Below are 17,097 nucleotides of genomic sequence, written 5' to 3'. Positions count from 1 at the left end.
ACTGTGTTTAATCCAGACATAAAAAAAGCGCCTTAGGCGCTTTTTTTATTCAGCTAAAACGCTTTATTGGCGTCTCATCGAATCAAAAAATTCATCATTGGTTTTGCTCATCGATAGTTTATCGATTAAGAATTCCATTGCATCAATTTCTGACATGTCATGAACAATTTTACGTAAAATCCAAAGCTTTTGAAGCTCATCTGGTTTTGTTAGTAATTCTTCACGACGAGTGCCTGAACGATTAAAGTCGATAGCAGGGAATACACGTCTTTCCGCAATTTTACGGTTAAGGTGAAGTTCCATGTTACCAGTACCTTTAAACTCTTCGTAGATAACTTCATCCATTTTAGAGCCGGTATCGATAAGCGCTGTAGCTATGATTGTTAAGCTACCACCTTCCTCAACGTTACGTGCAGCACCAAAGAAGCGCTTAGGCTTGTGTAATGCGTTAGCGTCAACACCACCAGTAAGTACTTTACCTGATGAAGGAATAACGGTGTTATAAGCACGTGCTAAACGAGTGATTGAATCCAATAAGATAACAACATCTTTTTTATGTTCAACTAAACGTTTTGCTTTTTCGATAACCATTTCGGCAACTTGTACGTGACGAGAAGCTGGCTCATCGAACGTTGATGCAATAACTTCACCTTTAACTAGGCGTTGCATCTCTGTTACTTCTTCCGGACGTTCATCAATAAGTAAAACCATTAATGTTACATCAGGATGATTATGTGTAATTGATTGTGCAATGTTTTGAAGTAGCATTGTTTTACCCGCTTTTGGCGGAGCTACTAACAAGCCACGTTGGCCGCGGCCAATAGGAGATGCTAAATCAAGTACACGGGCTGTAATATCTTCTTTACTGCCGTTACCACGTTCCATGCGAAAACGTTCGTTTGCATGTAGTGGAGTAAGGTTTTCAAAAAGAATTTTAGTTCGAGAGTTTTCAGGTTTATCAAAGTTAACTTCATTTACTTTGAGTAAAGCAAAGTAACGTTCACCGTCTTTAGGTGGACGAATAAGGCCTGAAATTGAATCGCCAGTACGCATGCTGAAACGGCGAATTTGGCTAGGTGAAACATAAATGTCATCTGGCCCAGCTAAGTAAGAGGCTTCTGATGATCTTAAGAAGCCGAAACCATCTTGTAAAATCTCTAATACACCGCCGCCGAAGATATTCTCTCCGCCTTTGGCATGGGATTTAAGAATGGCAAAAATGATATCTTGCTTTCTTAAGCGGGCTACGTTTTCGAGCCCCATGGACTCAGCTAAGTCTACAAGCTCTTTAATCGACTTGTCTTTTAATTCGCGTAAATGCATATTGGTGGGTTCTTTATTACAGTTGTCATACTCAAAATCGCTTTGATCGTTGAGTGAGGTTTGTTGAATATAACTAAGGATTAGTTGGCTTTATAAACTAGCAGTTCACTGGCAAAGCGTCCAGTCTTTATACAAAATAAATTTAAAAAAGGGCAAAAAAGCCCTTTTTATTGTTCTAGCTTACCGTTAGATGTTGTTTTCTAAAAACTCGATAAGTTGAGTTTTTGAAAGAGCACCTACTTTCGTTGCAGCTACTTGGCCATCTTTAAAAAGAAGTAAAGTAGGGATACCACGAATACCAAACTTTGGCGGTGTGCCAGCATTTTGGTCAATATTTAATTTAGCAACAGTCACACGGCTGTCGTATTCATCAGCAACTTCGTGAAGAATAGGGGCGATCATTTTACAAGGTCCACACCATTCAGCCCAGAAATCTACTAGTACTGGTTTGTCTGATTGTAATACGTCAGCTTCAAAGCTATCGTCAGTAATTTGGATTATTTTCTCGCTCATTGCGCTCTCCGATTTAGTTAGGCGAAATATTTAGTGCGTATTTAAACACTCTTGTTTCTTATTGCAAGTTTAAACGTTATGCTTAAACGCTATGACTAAGACACATTTAACCGATAAAAAGTTTTCAGACTTTGCTATCGCACCGGAAGTGGTTGCCGGTTTAACCGAGAATGGGTTTGAATATTGCACACCTATTCAAGCAAAATGCCTACCTTTTATTTGTGATGGACGCGATATCGCGGGCCAAGCTCAAACGGGTACAGGCAAAACGTTGGCGTTTTTAACTGCCACGTGCCATCGGTTATTGCAATCTAGCAAAGCACCTAGTAAACATCCAAGAGCCCTGATCATGGCCCCTACTCGGGAGCTTGCGATTCAGATACACAAAGATGCTAAAATTTTAGCGCCGCACTGTAATCTTAACTTAGGTTTAGTATATGGTGGCGAAGATTACGAAAAACAACGTGCACAACTAGAAAAAGGCGTTGATATTTTAATTGGTACTACAGGTCGCCTAATTGATCTGTATAAGCAAGGCTGTTACACCCTTAATGAAATTGAGGTAGTCGTGCTGGACGAAGCCGATCGTATGTTCGATTTAGGTTTTATCAAAGATATTCGCTATATGTTCGATCGCATGCCAGATACATCAAAGCGTTTAAACTTATTATTTTCTGCCACATTATCGTACCGCGTACAAGAATTAGCTTTTGAGCACATGACAAACCCAGAGCATGTTCAAATTGAACCTGACGTTAAAACGGGTAAACGTATTCAAGAAGAGCTATTTCATCCTTCGCAAGAAGATAAAATTAAGCTGTTGTTAACCTTAATTGAAGAAGAATGGCCAGAGAAAGCAATCGTGTTTGCAAATACCAAGCACAGTTGTGAAACAGTTTATGCTTGGCTTAAGTCTGATGGTCATCGTGTTGGTATGCTAACAGGCGATGTTAACCAGAAAAAACGCCAAACTATATTAGCGCAATTTAGCAAAGGTGATTTAGACTTTTTAGTTGCAACCGATGTTGCTGCGCGTGGTCTTCATATCCCAGAAGTAAGTCATGTATTTAACTTTGATTTACCTGATGATTGTGAAGATTATGTACACCGTATTGGTCGTACTGGTCGTGCTGGAGCATCAGGTCATGCAATTAGTTTTGCGTGTGAGCAATATGCATACAACCTGCATGAAATTGAAGAATATATAGAGCACAGCATTCCTTTATCACATTATGATAAAACAGCATTGCTAGATGATTTAACTCAGCCTATTATTCAAAGAAAGCGCAACTATTCAAATGGTCCACGTAATCGCAGTAATAACAGCGGACGTCGTCCAAATAATAGTTACCAAAAAGGACGGTCGTAAGCGACCGTTTGTATAAGCAGTAGTAACTAGAGGTTTTTGAACGGTGGGGCAACTTAAACCGCAAAAAAATGTATACGCAGTTATTGATTTGGGCTCAAATAGCTTTCATATGCTTATAGCCAAATCAATTGCTGGCGGTCTACAAACAATTGGACGTGTTAAACGCAAAGTCCGATTAGCCGCAGGGCTTGATAAAGATAACGTATTGAGCACTGAAGCAATGCAGCGAGGCTGGGAATGCCTTGCCCTTTTTGCTGAGCGTCTACAAGATATCCCAGATAAAAACATCACCATAGTAGCCACTGCTACCTTGCGCTTAGCGACTAACGCCGAAGTATTTAAAAATCATGCCGAGAAGATTCTTGGTCATAACATCAATGTTATTAGCGGAGAATTAGAAGCGCGCACAATTTATAAAGGTGTTGCCCATACTTCTTCTTGTACTGGTAAACAGCTGGTTATTGATATTGGTGGTGCAAGTACCGAAGTTGTAATTGGTAAGGCATTTGATGCCCTACATTACAAAAGCCTCAACATGGGGTGTGTTACTTATCTTGAACGCTACTTTAAAGATTGCCAACTAAGTAAGAGTAACTTTAACGCAGCAATAAAAGCAGCTCGTACAGTCATTGATGAAATTTCTCCAGAGTATAAAGCTGCTGGGTGGCAAATTGCATCTGGAGCTTCTGGTACAGTACAAGCAATTCAAGAAATTATGGTCGCGCAAAATCTTGACGACTTACTTACACTTGAAAAGCTCAACACTATAAAAGATCAAGCAATTGCATTTAGCACTATTGCAGCGCTAGACCTTCCTGGATTAAGTGAAGACCGTCGACTGGTATTTGTATCAGGACTCGCAATCTTAATCGCACTATTTGAATCTCTTGCAATAGAAAAAATGGGATTGGCGGGCGGGGCACTGCGTGAAGGTGTTTTATATAGCATGGTTCCGGAGTTTCATAATAACGACATTCGCAAACGCACAGTTGATGGGTTTATGAGTCGTTATCATGTTGATCAAAAACAAGCGTGTCGAGTTTCAAGCTTGGCAATGCAGTTAGCGCTGAGTATTGATAAAGATTGGCCAATTGAAAGCTTAAATGGGTTACCACTATTAAAAGCGGTAGCGCAGCTTCATGAGATTGGATTACTAATAGAGTATAAGCAGTACCATAAACATACCGCTTATATTTTGGAAAATACCGATATGCCTGGTTTTTCACAATCAGAGCATAAATTAATAGTAGCGGTAGCAGATGCACATCGATCTGATTTTCCAAAAGGTTGTTTTAATTCACTCGGCGTAAATAGTCTATTAGCGCAATATATAGTGAGATTACTACGAATAGCAGTCATTTTATCAATGCGCAGACAAGATGATGTACTGCCTAAGTTTGAGTTAACTGCTAAAAATGAAGTGTTAGACCTTAAGTTTGAAAGTAACTGGTTAAAAGATCATCCATTAATGGCCAGTGAGCTGCAACAAGAGTCTAAACAGCAAGGAAAACTTGGCTGGAAGCTCATAGTAAACTAATTAAAAAGGCCCATCAGGGCCTTTTTAGTGTTTAAAGTAACCATTTCGATGTAAATATGTGCGAACAGCACATTATTTCAAGTTTTCTTCAAAAAAGGGTTGATCTGTTTTCGGATCTCCCTATAATGCGACCCCACTGAGACGGGAAACGGCAACGCATAGCGAGGCACGAACTACTCAGAGAGTTAAATAAAACTTCGGTTTTAAATCTTCCAAAAGAAAGTTTAAAACAAAGTGTTGACTCGAAAAATAAAGGGTGTATTATTCGCATCCCTTGAGACGCTAAAGCGACTCAAAACGTTCTTTAACAATATAAAGCAATCATCTGTGTGGGCACTCGTACAGATTGAGTTCTAACAGCCAACCTACTTCGGTAGTGAGGCAAACAAATTAGAGTCTCAATTGAAACTGAGTGACCATATGTTATTAAAAGATTCAGCCTTGAGCTGTTTTGATTTCACTTTTTTAAAAGTGAAAGTAATAACGCACAGTCAATTCGTTTTTGGCAACAAAAACAAAAATTCAGAATTCATTGAGCTGTCGAAAGACATAAAACTTTTTAATTGAAGAGTTTGATCATGGCTCAGATTGAACGCTGGCGGCAGGCCTAACACATGCAAGTCGAGCGGTAACAGAAAGTAGCTTGCTACTTTGCTGACGAGCGGCGGACGGGTGAGTAATGCTTGGGAACATGCCTTGAGGTGGGGGACAACAGTTGGAAACGACTGCTAATACCGCATAATGTCTACGGACCAAAGGGGGCTTCGGCTCTCGCCTTTAGATTGGCCCAAGTGGGATTAGCTAGTTGGTGAGGTAATGGCTCACCAAGGCGACGATCCCTAGCTGGTTTGAGAGGATGATCAGCCACACTGGGACTGAGACACGGCCCAGACTCCTACGGGAGGCAGCAGTGGGGAATATTGCACAATGGGCGCAAGCCTGATGCAGCCATGCCGCGTGTGTGAAGAAGGCCTTCGGGTTGTAAAGCACTTTCAGTCAGGAGGAAAGGTTAGTAGTTAATACCTGCTAGCTGTGACGTTACTGACAGAAGAAGCACCGGCTAACTCCGTGCCAGCAGCCGCGGTAATACGGAGGGTGCGAGCGTTAATCGGAATTACTGGGCGTAAAGCGTACGCAGGCGGTTTGTTAAGCGAGATGTGAAAGCCCCGGGCTCAACCTGGGAACTGCATTTCGAACTGGCAAACTAGAGTGTGATAGAGGGTGGTAGAATTTCAGGTGTAGCGGTGAAATGCGTAGAGATCTGAAGGAATACCGATGGCGAAGGCAGCCACCTGGGTCAACACTGACGCTCATGTACGAAAGCGTGGGGAGCAAACGGGATTAGATACCCCGGTAGTCCACGCCGTAAACGATGTCTACTAGAAGCTCGGAGCCTCGGTTCTGTTTTTCAAAGCTAACGCATTAAGTAGACCGCCTGGGGAGTACGGCCGCAAGGTTAAAACTCAAATGAATTGACGGGGGCCCGCACAAGCGGTGGAGCATGTGGTTTAATTCGATGCAACGCGAAGAACCTTACCTACACTTGACATACAGAGAACTTACCAGAGATGGTTTGGTGCCTTCGGGAACTCTGATACAGGTGCTGCATGGCTGTCGTCAGCTCGTGTTGTGAGATGTTGGGTTAAGTCCCGCAACGAGCGCAACCCCTATCCTTAGTTGCTAGCAGGTAATGCTGAGAACTCTAAGGAGACTGCCGGTGATAAACCGGAGGAAGGTGGGGACGACGTCAAGTCATCATGGCCCTTACGTGTAGGGCTACACACGTGCTACAATGGCGCATACAGAGTGCTGCGAACTCGCGAGAGTAAGCGAATCACTTAAAGTGCGTCGTAGTCCGGATTGGAGTCTGCAACTCGACTCCATGAAGTCGGAATCGCTAGTAATCGCGTATCAGAATGACGCGGTGAATACGTTCCCGGGCCTTGTACACACCGCCCGTCACACCATGGGAGTGGGTTGCTCCAGAAGTAGATAGTCTAACCCTCGGGAGGACGTTTACCACGGAGTGATTCATGACTGGGGTGAAGTCGTAACAAGGTAGCCCTAGGGGAACCTGGGGCTGGATCACCTCCTTATACGATTTAGAACTTATTTGTTCGTAGTGTCCACACAGATGATTGTTAATTAGTGCGTGTCCTTCGGGATAACTAATTAATATGCTCTTTAAAAATTTGGAAAAGCTGATAATAAAATTCTGATAGATACATTGTATTTATCAAGAGTTTTCAAAAGTAAAAAAAAGAATGGTAGCAGTACCATTCAGTGCCATTTAATTAACGTTTTACGTTGATTGATTGGTATCTACTTTAGTATTCAATATTAACTTCTGGCGAAGTTAAACTGTCACGAAACAAAGACCCGTTTGGGTTGTATGGTTAAGTGACTAAGCGTACACGGTGGATGCCTTGGCAGTTGGAGGCGATGAAGGACGTATTAACTTGCGATAAGCCTAGTCAAGCTAGTAAAAAGCGCTTGAGACTAGGATTTCCGAATGGGGAAACCCACCTGCTTGCAGGTATCGTTAACTGAATACATAGGTTAACGAGGCGAACGCGGAGAACTGAAACATCTAAGTACCCGTAGGAAAAGAAATCAACCGAGATTCCGAAAGTAGCGGCGAGCGAAATCGGAACAGCCCTTAAGCTTATTATGTGTTAATGGAAGGCTCTGGAAAGTGCCACGATACAGGGTGATAGTCCCGTACATGAAAAGACATTTTAAGTGAAATCGAGTAGGTCGGAGCACGTGAAACTTTGACTGAATATAGGTGGACCATCATCTAAGGCTAAATACTCCCAACTGACCGATAGTGAACCAGTACCGTGAGGGAAAGGCGAAAAGAACCCCTGTGAGGGGAGTGAAATAGAACCTGAAACCGTGTACGTACAAGCAGTAGGAGCCCACTTGTTGGGTGACTGCGTACCTTTTGTATAATGGGTCAGCGACTTATATTTTGTAGCGAGGTTAACCGAATAGGGTAGCCGTAGGGAAACCGAGTCTTAACTGGGCGACTAGTTGCAAGGTATAGACCCGAAACCCGGTGATCTAGCCATGGGCAGGTTGAAGGTTGAGTAACATCAACTGGAGGACCGAACCCACTAACGTTGAAAAGTTAGGGGATGACCTGTGGCTAGGAGTGAAAGGCTAATCAAACCGGGAGATAGCTGGTTCTCCCCGAAATCTATTTAGGTAGAGCCTCGGACGAATACTTACGGGGGTAGAGCACTGTTAAGGCTAGGGGGTCATCCCGACTTACCAACCCTTTGCAAACTCCGAATACCGTAAAGTAATATCCGGGAGACACACGGCGGGTGCTAACGTCCGTCGTGAAGAGGGAAACAACCCAGACCGCCAGCTAAGGTCCCAAAGTCATAGTTAAGTGGGAAACGATGTGGAAAGGCCCAGACAGCCAGGAGGTTGGCTTAGAAGCAGCCATCCTTTAAAGAAAGCGTAATAGCTCACTGGTCGAGTCGGTCTGCGCGGAAGATGTAACGGGGCTAAACTATGCACCGAAGCTGCGGATTCAGAATTTATTCTGAGTGGTAGGGGAGCGTTCTGTAAGCGGTTGAAGGTGTACCGGGAGGTATGCTGGACGTATCAGAAGTGCGAATGCTGACATGAGTAACGATAATGGGAGTGAAAAACTCCCACGCCGGAAGACCAAGGGTTCCTATCCCATGTTAATCAGGGTAGGGTAAGTCGACCCCTAAGGCGAGGCCGAAAGGCGTAGTCGATGGGAAACAGATTAATATTTCTGTACTCGATATAATTGCGATGGGGGGACGGAGCAGGCTAAACAAGCATGGCGTTGGTAGTCCATGTGAAAGTGAGTAGGTTGGTGACTTAGGTAAATCCGGGTTGCTATTAAGACTGAGACACGAGACGAGTCACCACGGTGATGAAGTTGTTGATGCCATACTTCCAGGAAAAGCCTCTAAGCTTCAGATTATATGGAATCGTACCCCAAACCGACACAGGTGGTCAGGTAGAGAATACTAAGGCGCTTGAGAGAACTCGGGTGAAGGAACTAGGCAAAATCGTACCGTAACTTCGGGAGAAGGTACGCTCCTATCTGTGATGAGACTTGCTCTCTAAGCGGACGGGAGCCGCAGTGACCAGGTGGCTGGGACTGTTTATTAAAAACACAGCACTGTGCAAAATCGCAAGATGACGTATACGGTGTGACACCTGCCCGGTGCCGGAAGGTTAATTGATGGGGTTATCCTTAGGGAGAAGCTCTTGATCGAAGCCCCGGTAAACGGCGGCCGTAACTATAACGGTCCTAAGGTAGCGAAATTCCTTGTCGGGTAAGTTCCGACCTGCACGAATGGTGTAACCATGGCCACGCTGTCTCCACCCGAGACTCAGTGAAATTGAAATCGCAGTGAAGATGCTGTGTACCCGCGGCTAGACGGAAAGACCCCGTGAACCTTTACTACAGCTTGGCACTGAACATTGAACCTACATGTGTAGGATAGGTGGGAGACTTTGAAGCAGCGACGCTAGTTGTTGTGGAGTCGTCCTTGAAATACCACCCTTGTAGTTTTGATGTTCTAACGTTGGCCCCTGAATCGGGGTTACGGACAGTGCCTGGTGGGTAGTTTGACTGGGGCGGTCTCCTCCTAAAGAGTAACGGAGGAGCACGAAGGTTGGCTAAGTACGGTCGGACATCGTACGGTTAGTGTAATGGTAGAAGCCAGCTTAACTGCGAGACAGACACGTCGAGCAGGTACGAAAGTAGGTCATAGTGATCCGGTGGTTCTGAATGGAAGGGCCATCGCTCAACGGATAAAAGGTACTCCGGGGATAACAGGCTGATACCGCCCAAGAGTTCATATCGACGGCGGTGTTTGGCACCTCGATGTCGGCTCATCACATCCTGGGGCTGAAGTCGGTCCCAAGGGTATGGCTGTTCGCCATTTAAAGTGGTACGCGAGCTGGGTTTAGAACGTCGTGAGACAGTTCGGTCCCTATCTGCCGTGGGCGTTTGAGAATTGAGAGGGGTTGCTCCTAGTACGAGAGGACCGGAGTGAACGAACCGCTGGTGTTCGGGTTGTCATGCCAATGGCATTGCCCGGTAGCTACGTTCGGAACTGATAAGCGCTGAAAGCATCTAAGCGCGAAGCAGGCCTCGAGATGAGTTCTCACTAGACTTTTAAAGTCTCTGAAGGGCCGTTGAAGACTACAACGTTGATAGGCAAGATGTGGAAGTGGTGTGAGCCATTAAGCTAACTTGTACTAATTACCCGTGAGGCTTAACCATACAACGCCAAACGCGTTTTATGCGACAGTTTGACAGAAGTTAATATGACTAAAGTAGAAATTACTGAAAAGACTTAAAAAATATTATCAGATATTTTCCAAATTCAGTTAATGCGTAGAAATACGGATTAACGCCCTAATTTGCTTGGTGACAATAGCGTTTTGGACCCACCTGACTCCATGCCGAACTCAGTAGTGAAACGAAACAGCGCCGATGATAGTGTAGCATTTGCTATGTGAAAGTAGGACATTACCAGGCTTCAAATTGTAGAGAGCCCGACTAGAAATAGTCGGGCTTTTTTACGTCTGCAGAAAAGTGAAATGTGCGCAATTAACATCCACTCACAGCAACATCCATCACGTAGGTCGGCCGTAGCGACTCCCGACGTTCCCGACGTTAAAATCACAACAAAACTTCTCAGTATTTCAGTCGGCCAATAAAATAGCATTTGCTAAGTGACTCTCCACCGCTGTGGGCACTACGACATCCTACTGCGTAGCGCACCGACCTCAAATTGTAGAAAGCCCGAATCTAACAATTCGGGCTTTTTTACGTCTGCAGAAAAGTAAAATGTGCGCAGTTAACACACACTCACAGCAACACCCATCATGTAGGTCGGGTGAGCTTAGCGACTCCCGACGTTAAAATCACATCTAGGAGTGTGTAATTAATATTTATAAAAGTAGGATTGTTAATGAGTACAGAGATATTTAGTCGTTAATCATTACTTAAAATTTTATCTAGCTGTCCCGCTCTCATTTTTATATAGATACTTCTAATAAAGTACTTAAGAAAACTGTACTATTACAGCTGTTTTAAAATAATTATAACGAGAAACAAATGAAATTATTAACTGCAGCAACTTTAATAATTGCTTCATCGACAGCTTTTGCACGCCCTGCACCGTTAGTGTCTATTCCTACTCATGATGCCTTTTTTAATAGTATTGCAGCGCATTGCGGTAAAGCTTTTGAAGGTGAAGTTGCGGTAGATAACGCGAAAGGCCCAAGCTCATTTACAGATAAAAAACTGGTTATGCATGTACGTAAATGTAGTGAGACTGAGTTACAAGTACCGTTTCATGTAGGAGACGATGCATCACGTACGTGGATCATAACTAAAACGGGTAGCGGCTTGAGTTTAAAGCACGATCATCGTCATAAAGATGGAACAGACGACGCATCAACTATGTATGGTGGCCATACGCTTGATGCAGGGTCTGCGCAGATACAGTCGTTTCCAGCAGACCAATACTCTAAAGAGTTATTTGTAAAACAAGGTCTTGCGCAGTCTGTAGGTAATACATGGCAAATGTATATTTACCCAGAAGTATTTACTTATCGATTAATTCGCCAAGGACGTGAGTTTAAGGTGGATTTTGATTTAACTAAACCGATTACTCCACCATCAGCACCTTGGGGTTATAAAGACTAAGGTTACTTACCCTTACTTGTATTTTCTTTAGTTTCGCATTGGAGTAAAACACTTAAATCTGGTTGGTAAGCGCGTGGTTTTGTTGGAAAGCGTTCGTACTCTTGCACGCCTTCAAGTACTTTCAACATAAAGGTATTGCCACGGCATAGACGGTCAGCATGACGTAACAAAAATACACTTTGATTGGTAAAGTGTTTGTAATCGTCTGACTGGATTTCTATTTTATAGTTGTCTTCGCCAATTTGTGTTTGGTAGTAATGTACTTTGTTATCAAAGTCGTAGAGCTTCTCGGTTTCGGCTTTTTCAGCAAGTGCAGTATTTGCACTCGAAAGGGCCACCAGCGTAGCGCCTATAAATAAGCGTGGTGTGTTTATTCCTTTCATAAAATGTATCCTTTAATTTGCGAACTTTATACCCATTAATAAGAGTAATAAGGTCGATTTCTTTACGTATTAGTCTAACACCCAAAAAGGGAAAGTGTGATGTTCAAACAAATAAAACAACTTTTTGCTGTATTCGATGAACAGCAGCCAAGTATGCAAGAGCACGATTTAAAAACAGCGGTTGCTGCATTATTAATTGAAGTTATGCGCGCAGATACCAAGCTTGAACATGATGAACAACGAACCCTGACTGTAACCTTAAAAAAGTACTTTAATTTAACAGACACTGAGGTTAATGAGCTTACTAATAATGCGGCAAGTAGCTTAGATGATTCGATAGATTACTTTCAGTTTTCAAAGCAGATTAATGAGCATTGTAGCGCGGCGCAGCGAATAGAAATAATAGAGTTATTATGGCGCTTAGCGTATGCCGATGGAGAAATAGATCCCCAAGAAGACTACGTTATACGTAAGGTAGCAGGGCTTTTATATGTAACGCATACCGACTTTATCGCCGCCAAAATAGCAGCGACAAAGTAATTAGTTATTTAGGCGTGCAAGTTATCTTAACTTACTTGCAACGCTTACTAACTGATGAGCGAGGGCTGATACTTTTTCAGCCGTTACAGGTTCATTTATTTGCCCATTTTCATTAAACAATGTGTGCACAGCGGGTACTGCAAGTTGATCGGCAAGTACTAACGATCCAATGCCGCTTAATATATCACGCACATGATTTAAACCGCGTAAGCCGCCAAGCCCACCAGGCGATGCTGCAAACAAAGCAACCACTTTATTACGAAAAGCAGGAACAGCACCTTGCTCTGTACGCGATGCCCAATCAATCGCATTTTTTAGTGCTGCGGTAATAGAGCCGTTGTACTCTGGGCTTGCTAGTAAAATACCGTCGGCTGTACGTAGCTTATCTTTTAAAAGCTGTACATCGCTTGGTGTACCTTGCGCTTCAATATCTTCGTTAAATAGTGGGATGTTTAATTCGTTTAGTTTTATTACTTCTACTTCAGCACCTGTTTGTAGAGCAAAGCGTGCTGCCTCATTAATAATTTTTTGATTAAAGCTTTCTTGGCGAAGGCTTCCAGCTAGGGCGATAATTTTTGGTGCTGACATGGTAGTGGCCTTTTAATGTTTTAAGTTACATGACTAATGTAGCAAAATTTCACTTGTAGAAAACCCTAATAAACGCAACACTTGTGTGCGTATATGCACATAAGTAAAAGGTAGGCAGCATGGCGATAAAATTTGAAGATTGGCAAGACGTTAAAGTTGCGTTTGAAGTGGCACGGTTAGGCACGCTAACAGCAGCGGCCGAGGAGCTTAATGTGCACCACAGCACAGTGCTTAGGCGAATTAATAATCTTGAAAAAAACTTAAATGCACGGCTTTTTCATCGCCATGCTCGTGGCTACAAGGTTACTGAAATTGGCACCAAGTTATTTGCAACAGCACAAACAATCCATAGCTCCTTAGAGCAGTTACATAACGATATAGTAGCGGCTGATAGCACCCTTAGAGGTAGTTTGTTGCTAACGACGGTAAGTGGCTTCATGGATGTCCTTGGTGATGTATGTGAGCAATTTCAGGCGCTACATCCACAAGTGCAGCTTGAGGTTATTTTAGAACAAAAAAGGCTAAGGCTCGATCACGGACAAGCACATATTGCAGTGCGTGCAGGCCCAAGACCTGATGAAGGCGATTATATTGCTCAGCATTTGGCGCAGCTTTCATCGGGTTTATACGCTAATAAACGTTACATTAATAAATACGGTATGCCTAAATTATTAATTGATTTACAACAACATAACTTTGTATCGGGCGTGGCAGGTTTTAATGCCCGCGTGCCTTATTTTGCATGGGCTGATGAGCACATTCCTGCATCGCAAATAAAGCTGCGAGTATCTGAAACTGCAGAAGCGACTCGTGCAATCATTAAAGGGCTAGGCATTGGCGGGTTACAACATGACGTAGCGGCGCAATATCCTGATTTAGTGCCTATATTGCACAGTGAGTTAAGCTGGCCTACCGATGTATGGTTAGTCACGCATCACTTAGTGCATCGTACTGCTAAAGTACAAGCTTTTGCAGGGTTGTTAAAAACACACTTTAGTAAGTTAGCTGCTAATCAATAGTTTTAGCTGTATTTTAAATGATTATAGTATTTTTTTTACTTCTATTCCTAGGCGTTTAGCCAAGCGTACTAAGTTTGCTCTATCTAATTCAAGTACTCTTGCTGCTGCCGACCAGTTGTAGTTATGCTGTTTTAATTGCTCGGTAATTATGTTGTATTGCAACGATTCTACAGCTTGTTTTAAAGGTTGGTTGATTAAGGCGTTCGCTGTACTTCGGCTCTCTGCTATAGGGGGTTGCAGCGCACTCGGTGTTAAATCACAGTGCTCGCTTGTAATGGTTATTATTGGATTTTGCCATTGGCTTTGTTTTGCTTTTAGGGCGCTGCGGCTAATGACATGTTCAAGCTCGCGAACGTTACCTGGCCAGTTGTACTGATTAAGCAATGCTTGCGCTTCAGGGCTTAGTTTTAATTGTTTTATCCCTAATTTACGGGCTGTTTGCTCAATAAAATAACCAGCTAAGAGTGTTATGTCGTGCTCGCGTTTACTAAGTGGTGGCACAGTAATAGGGTAGACACTGAGGCGATGGTATAAATCGGCTCTAAAGCGACCTTGAGCTACTTCTTCCTTTAAATTTCTGTTGGTTGCGGCAACTACGCGTACATCTACGTACTTTGGCGTGTCTTCTCCTACCGTTTGTATTTCGCCACTTTGTAGCACTCGTAATAGTTTACTTTGCATGGCAAGGGGTAGTTCGCCAATTTCATCTAAAAATAACGTGCCGCCATCAGCTAATTGAAATTTACCTTGGCGCGAGTTTTGCGCGCCTGTAAAAGCCCCTTTCGCATGACCAAAAAATTCACTTTCAGCAAGATTTTCAGGAAGTGATGCACAATTTAAGTGAATAAGCGGTTGATCTTTTCGAGCTGAATTTAAGTGAATATTACGCGCTACAAGCTCTTTCCCTACTCCTGTTTCACCTAATATAAGCACACTAAAGTTAGATGCTGCAACGAGTTTAATTTCGTTTTTAAGTGTTTGCATTAGCGGACTTTGACCAATAATTTCACCGCCGTCCCGTGTTAACGCTTCACGATTTAGTTCTTGCACTAATGCACTTGAGTGCTGTGCATGCTGTTTGTAATGGGCAAGTTCTAAGGCCGTTTTAAAGTGCGCGCTACACAGCGTTTGTAAGGTATTGAGTGTATCAGCGCTTATGCTGTTAAATGCATCGGCGTTAAGGCTATCAAACGTAAGTACGCCAAGTAGCGCGTTTTTATCATAAAGAGGTAAACCTAAACATGCATGTACCGGTATGTCGCCGGTTTTAGCTAATAGCAATCCGTCGTATGGATCGGGTAGTGGGCAGTCGTGCGCAAATTGAAGCGCGAGTGTGCTTTTGCAAATAGCTTCTAGGCGAGGGTGTTCTACTATTTTAAATCGTCTGCCTAAACTGTCGGGCATTAATCCTTTAATTGCCAGTGGTTTTAATTGTTCGCCCTGAAGCACTAATAACGCACTTGCATCACTAGGAATAACCCGCTCAACCGTTGCTAGTAATTGATCAAAGCTATGCTCGTGTAGTGTACTTTGAGCAAGCTCTAGAGCAACTTGTGTAAGGTTGAATTGCTGGTTCACGTCAAAATGACCTATTTGTGTTTTTATGAGTTAATTTATAGTAGGTCATAAAGACTCACACTGTAAAGTGATTTAATTTAACTTGTTGAATTTAATTAATTAAACTTGTTGGCACAGTATGTGTAATAGCTAAGTAACGTAGTTAGTTACAGAGATCGCCATGAACACACTAATGCTGAATAATTTACACAATCAAATACAGCTTGGCTCACTGCATGAGGCACTAGCGTGCGCTGAATACTTTTTTGCTCAGTATGGTGTAGGGAAGGAAATAAAATAATGCGCCCTATAAACTTAACAGAGCCAATGCCAGCACGCGTTGCTATTCATCAAGTATCTCAATGGCCATTATGGATGCTCGCTTTTAGACCTTTCTTTTTAGGCGGTGGCTTATTGGCATTTTTGTCGGTGGGGTATTGGCTACTTATTTTAACAGGCCATGCAAGTTGGCACTCATCGATACCTGCGACATTATGGCACGCGCACGAAATGCTGTTTGGCTTTGCAGGAGTTGTAGCTGTTGGCTTTTTACTTACCGCTGCACAAACATGGACAGGCGTACCGAGCATAAGTGGGAAAGCCCTTATGTGGCTTACGTTTATATGGCTTGCAGCGCGCTTAGCCTTTTTTGTGATATTGCCTGATATTGCTCATTTTAATTTATATGCTGCACTTACATTACAAGTTATTTGGTGGCTAGGCGCCATAGCAGTACTGGCTAATATGTTATTAAAAGCCAATAGCAAAAGTAACTATCCGTTTTTAGCTATTTTAACTGTGCTTTGTGGGCTCAATGTATTGTATTTAATACTTGTTTTAAAACAAAACATGCAGCTTGCACTTGGTGTGGTTGATACCGCAGTACTGGTAATTACTTTACTAGTTGGCATTGTTGCGGGTCGCGTTCTACCATTTTTTACCGCTAAAGGTCTAGGTTTAACCGCACAAGTTCGCACTCCTAAAATAGATAAAGCGGTGATGTATTTATCTATTTTGGCTATCACTTTATTTTTCATCAACAAGTTGTTTTTGAACACGATTAATCCTGCGTTAGTTGTTGCAACTGTTGCTGCGCTTCACCTGCTTAGGGCTGGTTTTTGGTGGGATAGCAAGGTATTGAGAGTGCCGTTGTTATGGTCTTTACATTTTTCCTACTTAGCGTTAGGCGTAGGGTTAATGATGGTTGCATTTAGCTTTTATAGCAGTGCAATACAATTTAAAGATGCGCTGCACTTAATCACTATTGGCACAATAGGTATGATGATTTTAGCAATGATGACGCGTGTATCGCATGGTCATACAGGGCGTACACTCGCTATTCCTCATTACATGGCTGTTGCTTTTGCGTTTTTGCTTGTGGCCGCTATTACTCGTTCATTACTCCCTTTTATTATTGGGCCTCACCTTGCTTGGCAAATAAGTGCTTTGCTGTGGTTAGTGGCTTTTTCATTATTTTTAATTCACTGCACACCTATATTAACGCGGCGTCGTGTTGATGGGCGTCGTGGTTAGTTCATCCATAGGAAACA

The 17,097-nt window shown here is 42.9% G+C and carries 11 protein-coding genes and 3 rRNA genes; 9 read left to right on the top strand and 5 right to left on the bottom strand.

The window, feature by feature from the left end; translation table 11 throughout:
* Window positions 1–63: 63 nt before the first annotated feature.
* On the bottom strand, window positions 64–1,323 hold the full coding sequence (gene rho, locus RB214_RS16255) for a transcription termination factor Rho (RefSeq protein ID WP_002960945.1): 1,260 nt from the start codon (window positions 1,321–1,323) through the stop codon (window positions 64–66).
* Window positions 1,324–1,509: 186 nt separating this feature from the next.
* Entirely contained in the window at window positions 1,510–1,836 is a 327-nt protein-coding gene (gene trxA / locus RB214_RS16250) for a thioredoxin TrxA (RefSeq protein ID WP_002960942.1), read from the bottom strand.
* 91 nt (window positions 1,837–1,927) lie between these two features.
* Between trxA and rhlB the strand changes: the two genes are divergently transcribed.
* The 6 genes from rhlB (at window position 1,928) to RB214_RS16220 (ending at window position 11,460) form a co-directional block, all read left to right on the top strand.
* Window positions 1,928–3,205 carry an ATP-dependent RNA helicase RhlB gene (rhlB, locus tag RB214_RS16245; RefSeq protein ID WP_024598841.1) on the top strand — a complete coding sequence of 426 codons (1,278 nt, stop codon included), beginning with the start codon at window positions 1,928–1,930 and terminating at the stop codon, window positions 3,203–3,205.
* A gap of 43 nt (window positions 3,206–3,248) precedes the next feature.
* Entirely contained in the window at window positions 3,249–4,742 is a 1,494-nt protein-coding gene (gppA, locus tag RB214_RS16240) for a guanosine-5'-triphosphate,3'-diphosphate diphosphatase (protein WP_309167800.1), read from the top strand.
* Between the two features lie 560 nt (window positions 4,743–5,302).
* Window positions 5,303–6,838 (top strand): 16S ribosomal RNA (locus RB214_RS16235).
* Between the two features lie 298 nt (window positions 6,839–7,136).
* Window positions 7,137–10,026 (top strand): 23S ribosomal RNA (locus RB214_RS16230).
* 143 nt (window positions 10,027–10,169) lie between these two features.
* A 5S ribosomal RNA gene (gene rrf, locus RB214_RS16225) occupies window positions 10,170–10,284 on the top strand.
* The 16S, 23S and 5S rRNA genes sit together here, the layout of an rRNA operon.
* Before the next feature lie 582 nt (window positions 10,285–10,866).
* Entirely contained in the window at window positions 10,867–11,460 is a 594-nt protein-coding gene (locus RB214_RS16220; RefSeq protein WP_309167799.1) for a hypothetical protein, read from the top strand.
* A 2-nt stretch (window positions 11,461–11,462) separates the two neighbouring features.
* Here RB214_RS16220 and RB214_RS16215 read toward each other — a convergent pair whose 3' ends face one another.
* On the bottom strand, window positions 11,463–11,843 hold the full coding sequence (locus tag RB214_RS16215) for a hypothetical protein (RefSeq protein WP_002959647.1): 381 nt from the start codon (window positions 11,841–11,843) through the stop codon (window positions 11,463–11,465).
* A gap of 99 nt (window positions 11,844–11,942) precedes the next feature.
* Here RB214_RS16215 and RB214_RS16210 point away from each other — a divergent pair, with 99 nt between their 5' ends.
* Window positions 11,943–12,383, top strand: a complete 441-nt coding sequence (locus tag RB214_RS16210) for a TerB family tellurite resistance protein (protein WP_002959645.1) — start codon at window positions 11,943–11,945, stop codon at window positions 12,381–12,383.
* A gap of 21 nt (window positions 12,384–12,404) precedes the next feature.
* On the opposite strand, the gene RB214_RS16205 is transcribed toward RB214_RS16210, so the two are convergent.
* Window positions 12,405–12,971 (bottom strand): NADPH-dependent FMN reductase, encoded by a 567-nt coding sequence (locus tag RB214_RS16205; protein WP_008138682.1) that lies wholly within the window; start codon window positions 12,969–12,971, stop codon window positions 12,405–12,407.
* Between the two features lie 119 nt (window positions 12,972–13,090).
* Here RB214_RS16205 and RB214_RS16200 point away from each other — a divergent pair, with 119 nt between their 5' ends.
* Window positions 13,091–13,990, top strand: a complete 900-nt coding sequence (locus tag RB214_RS16200; protein WP_138489798.1) for a LysR family transcriptional regulator — start codon at window positions 13,091–13,093, stop codon at window positions 13,988–13,990.
* Window positions 13,991–14,011: 21 nt separating this feature from the next.
* On the opposite strand, the gene norR is transcribed toward RB214_RS16200, so the two are convergent.
* Entirely contained in the window at window positions 14,012–15,568 is a 1,557-nt protein-coding gene (norR, locus tag RB214_RS16195; protein ID WP_309167798.1) for a nitric oxide reductase transcriptional regulator NorR, read from the bottom strand.
* Window positions 15,569–15,847: 279 nt separating this feature from the next.
* Here norR and RB214_RS16190 point away from each other — a divergent pair, with 279 nt between their 5' ends.
* Window positions 15,848–17,080 carry an NnrS family protein gene (locus tag RB214_RS16190; RefSeq protein ID WP_309167797.1) on the top strand — a complete coding sequence of 411 codons (1,233 nt, stop codon included), beginning with the start codon at window positions 15,848–15,850 and terminating at the stop codon, window positions 17,078–17,080.
* The last annotated feature ends 17 nt before the right edge of the window (window positions 17,081–17,097 follow it).

Source organism: Pseudoalteromonas sp. HL-AS1, from assembly GCF_031198785.1.
In the GTDB taxonomy this organism is placed as follows: Bacteria; Pseudomonadota; Gammaproteobacteria; order Enterobacterales; family Alteromonadaceae; genus Pseudoalteromonas; species Pseudoalteromonas distincta.
This window is presented reverse-complemented; position numbering and strand designations above follow the sequence as displayed.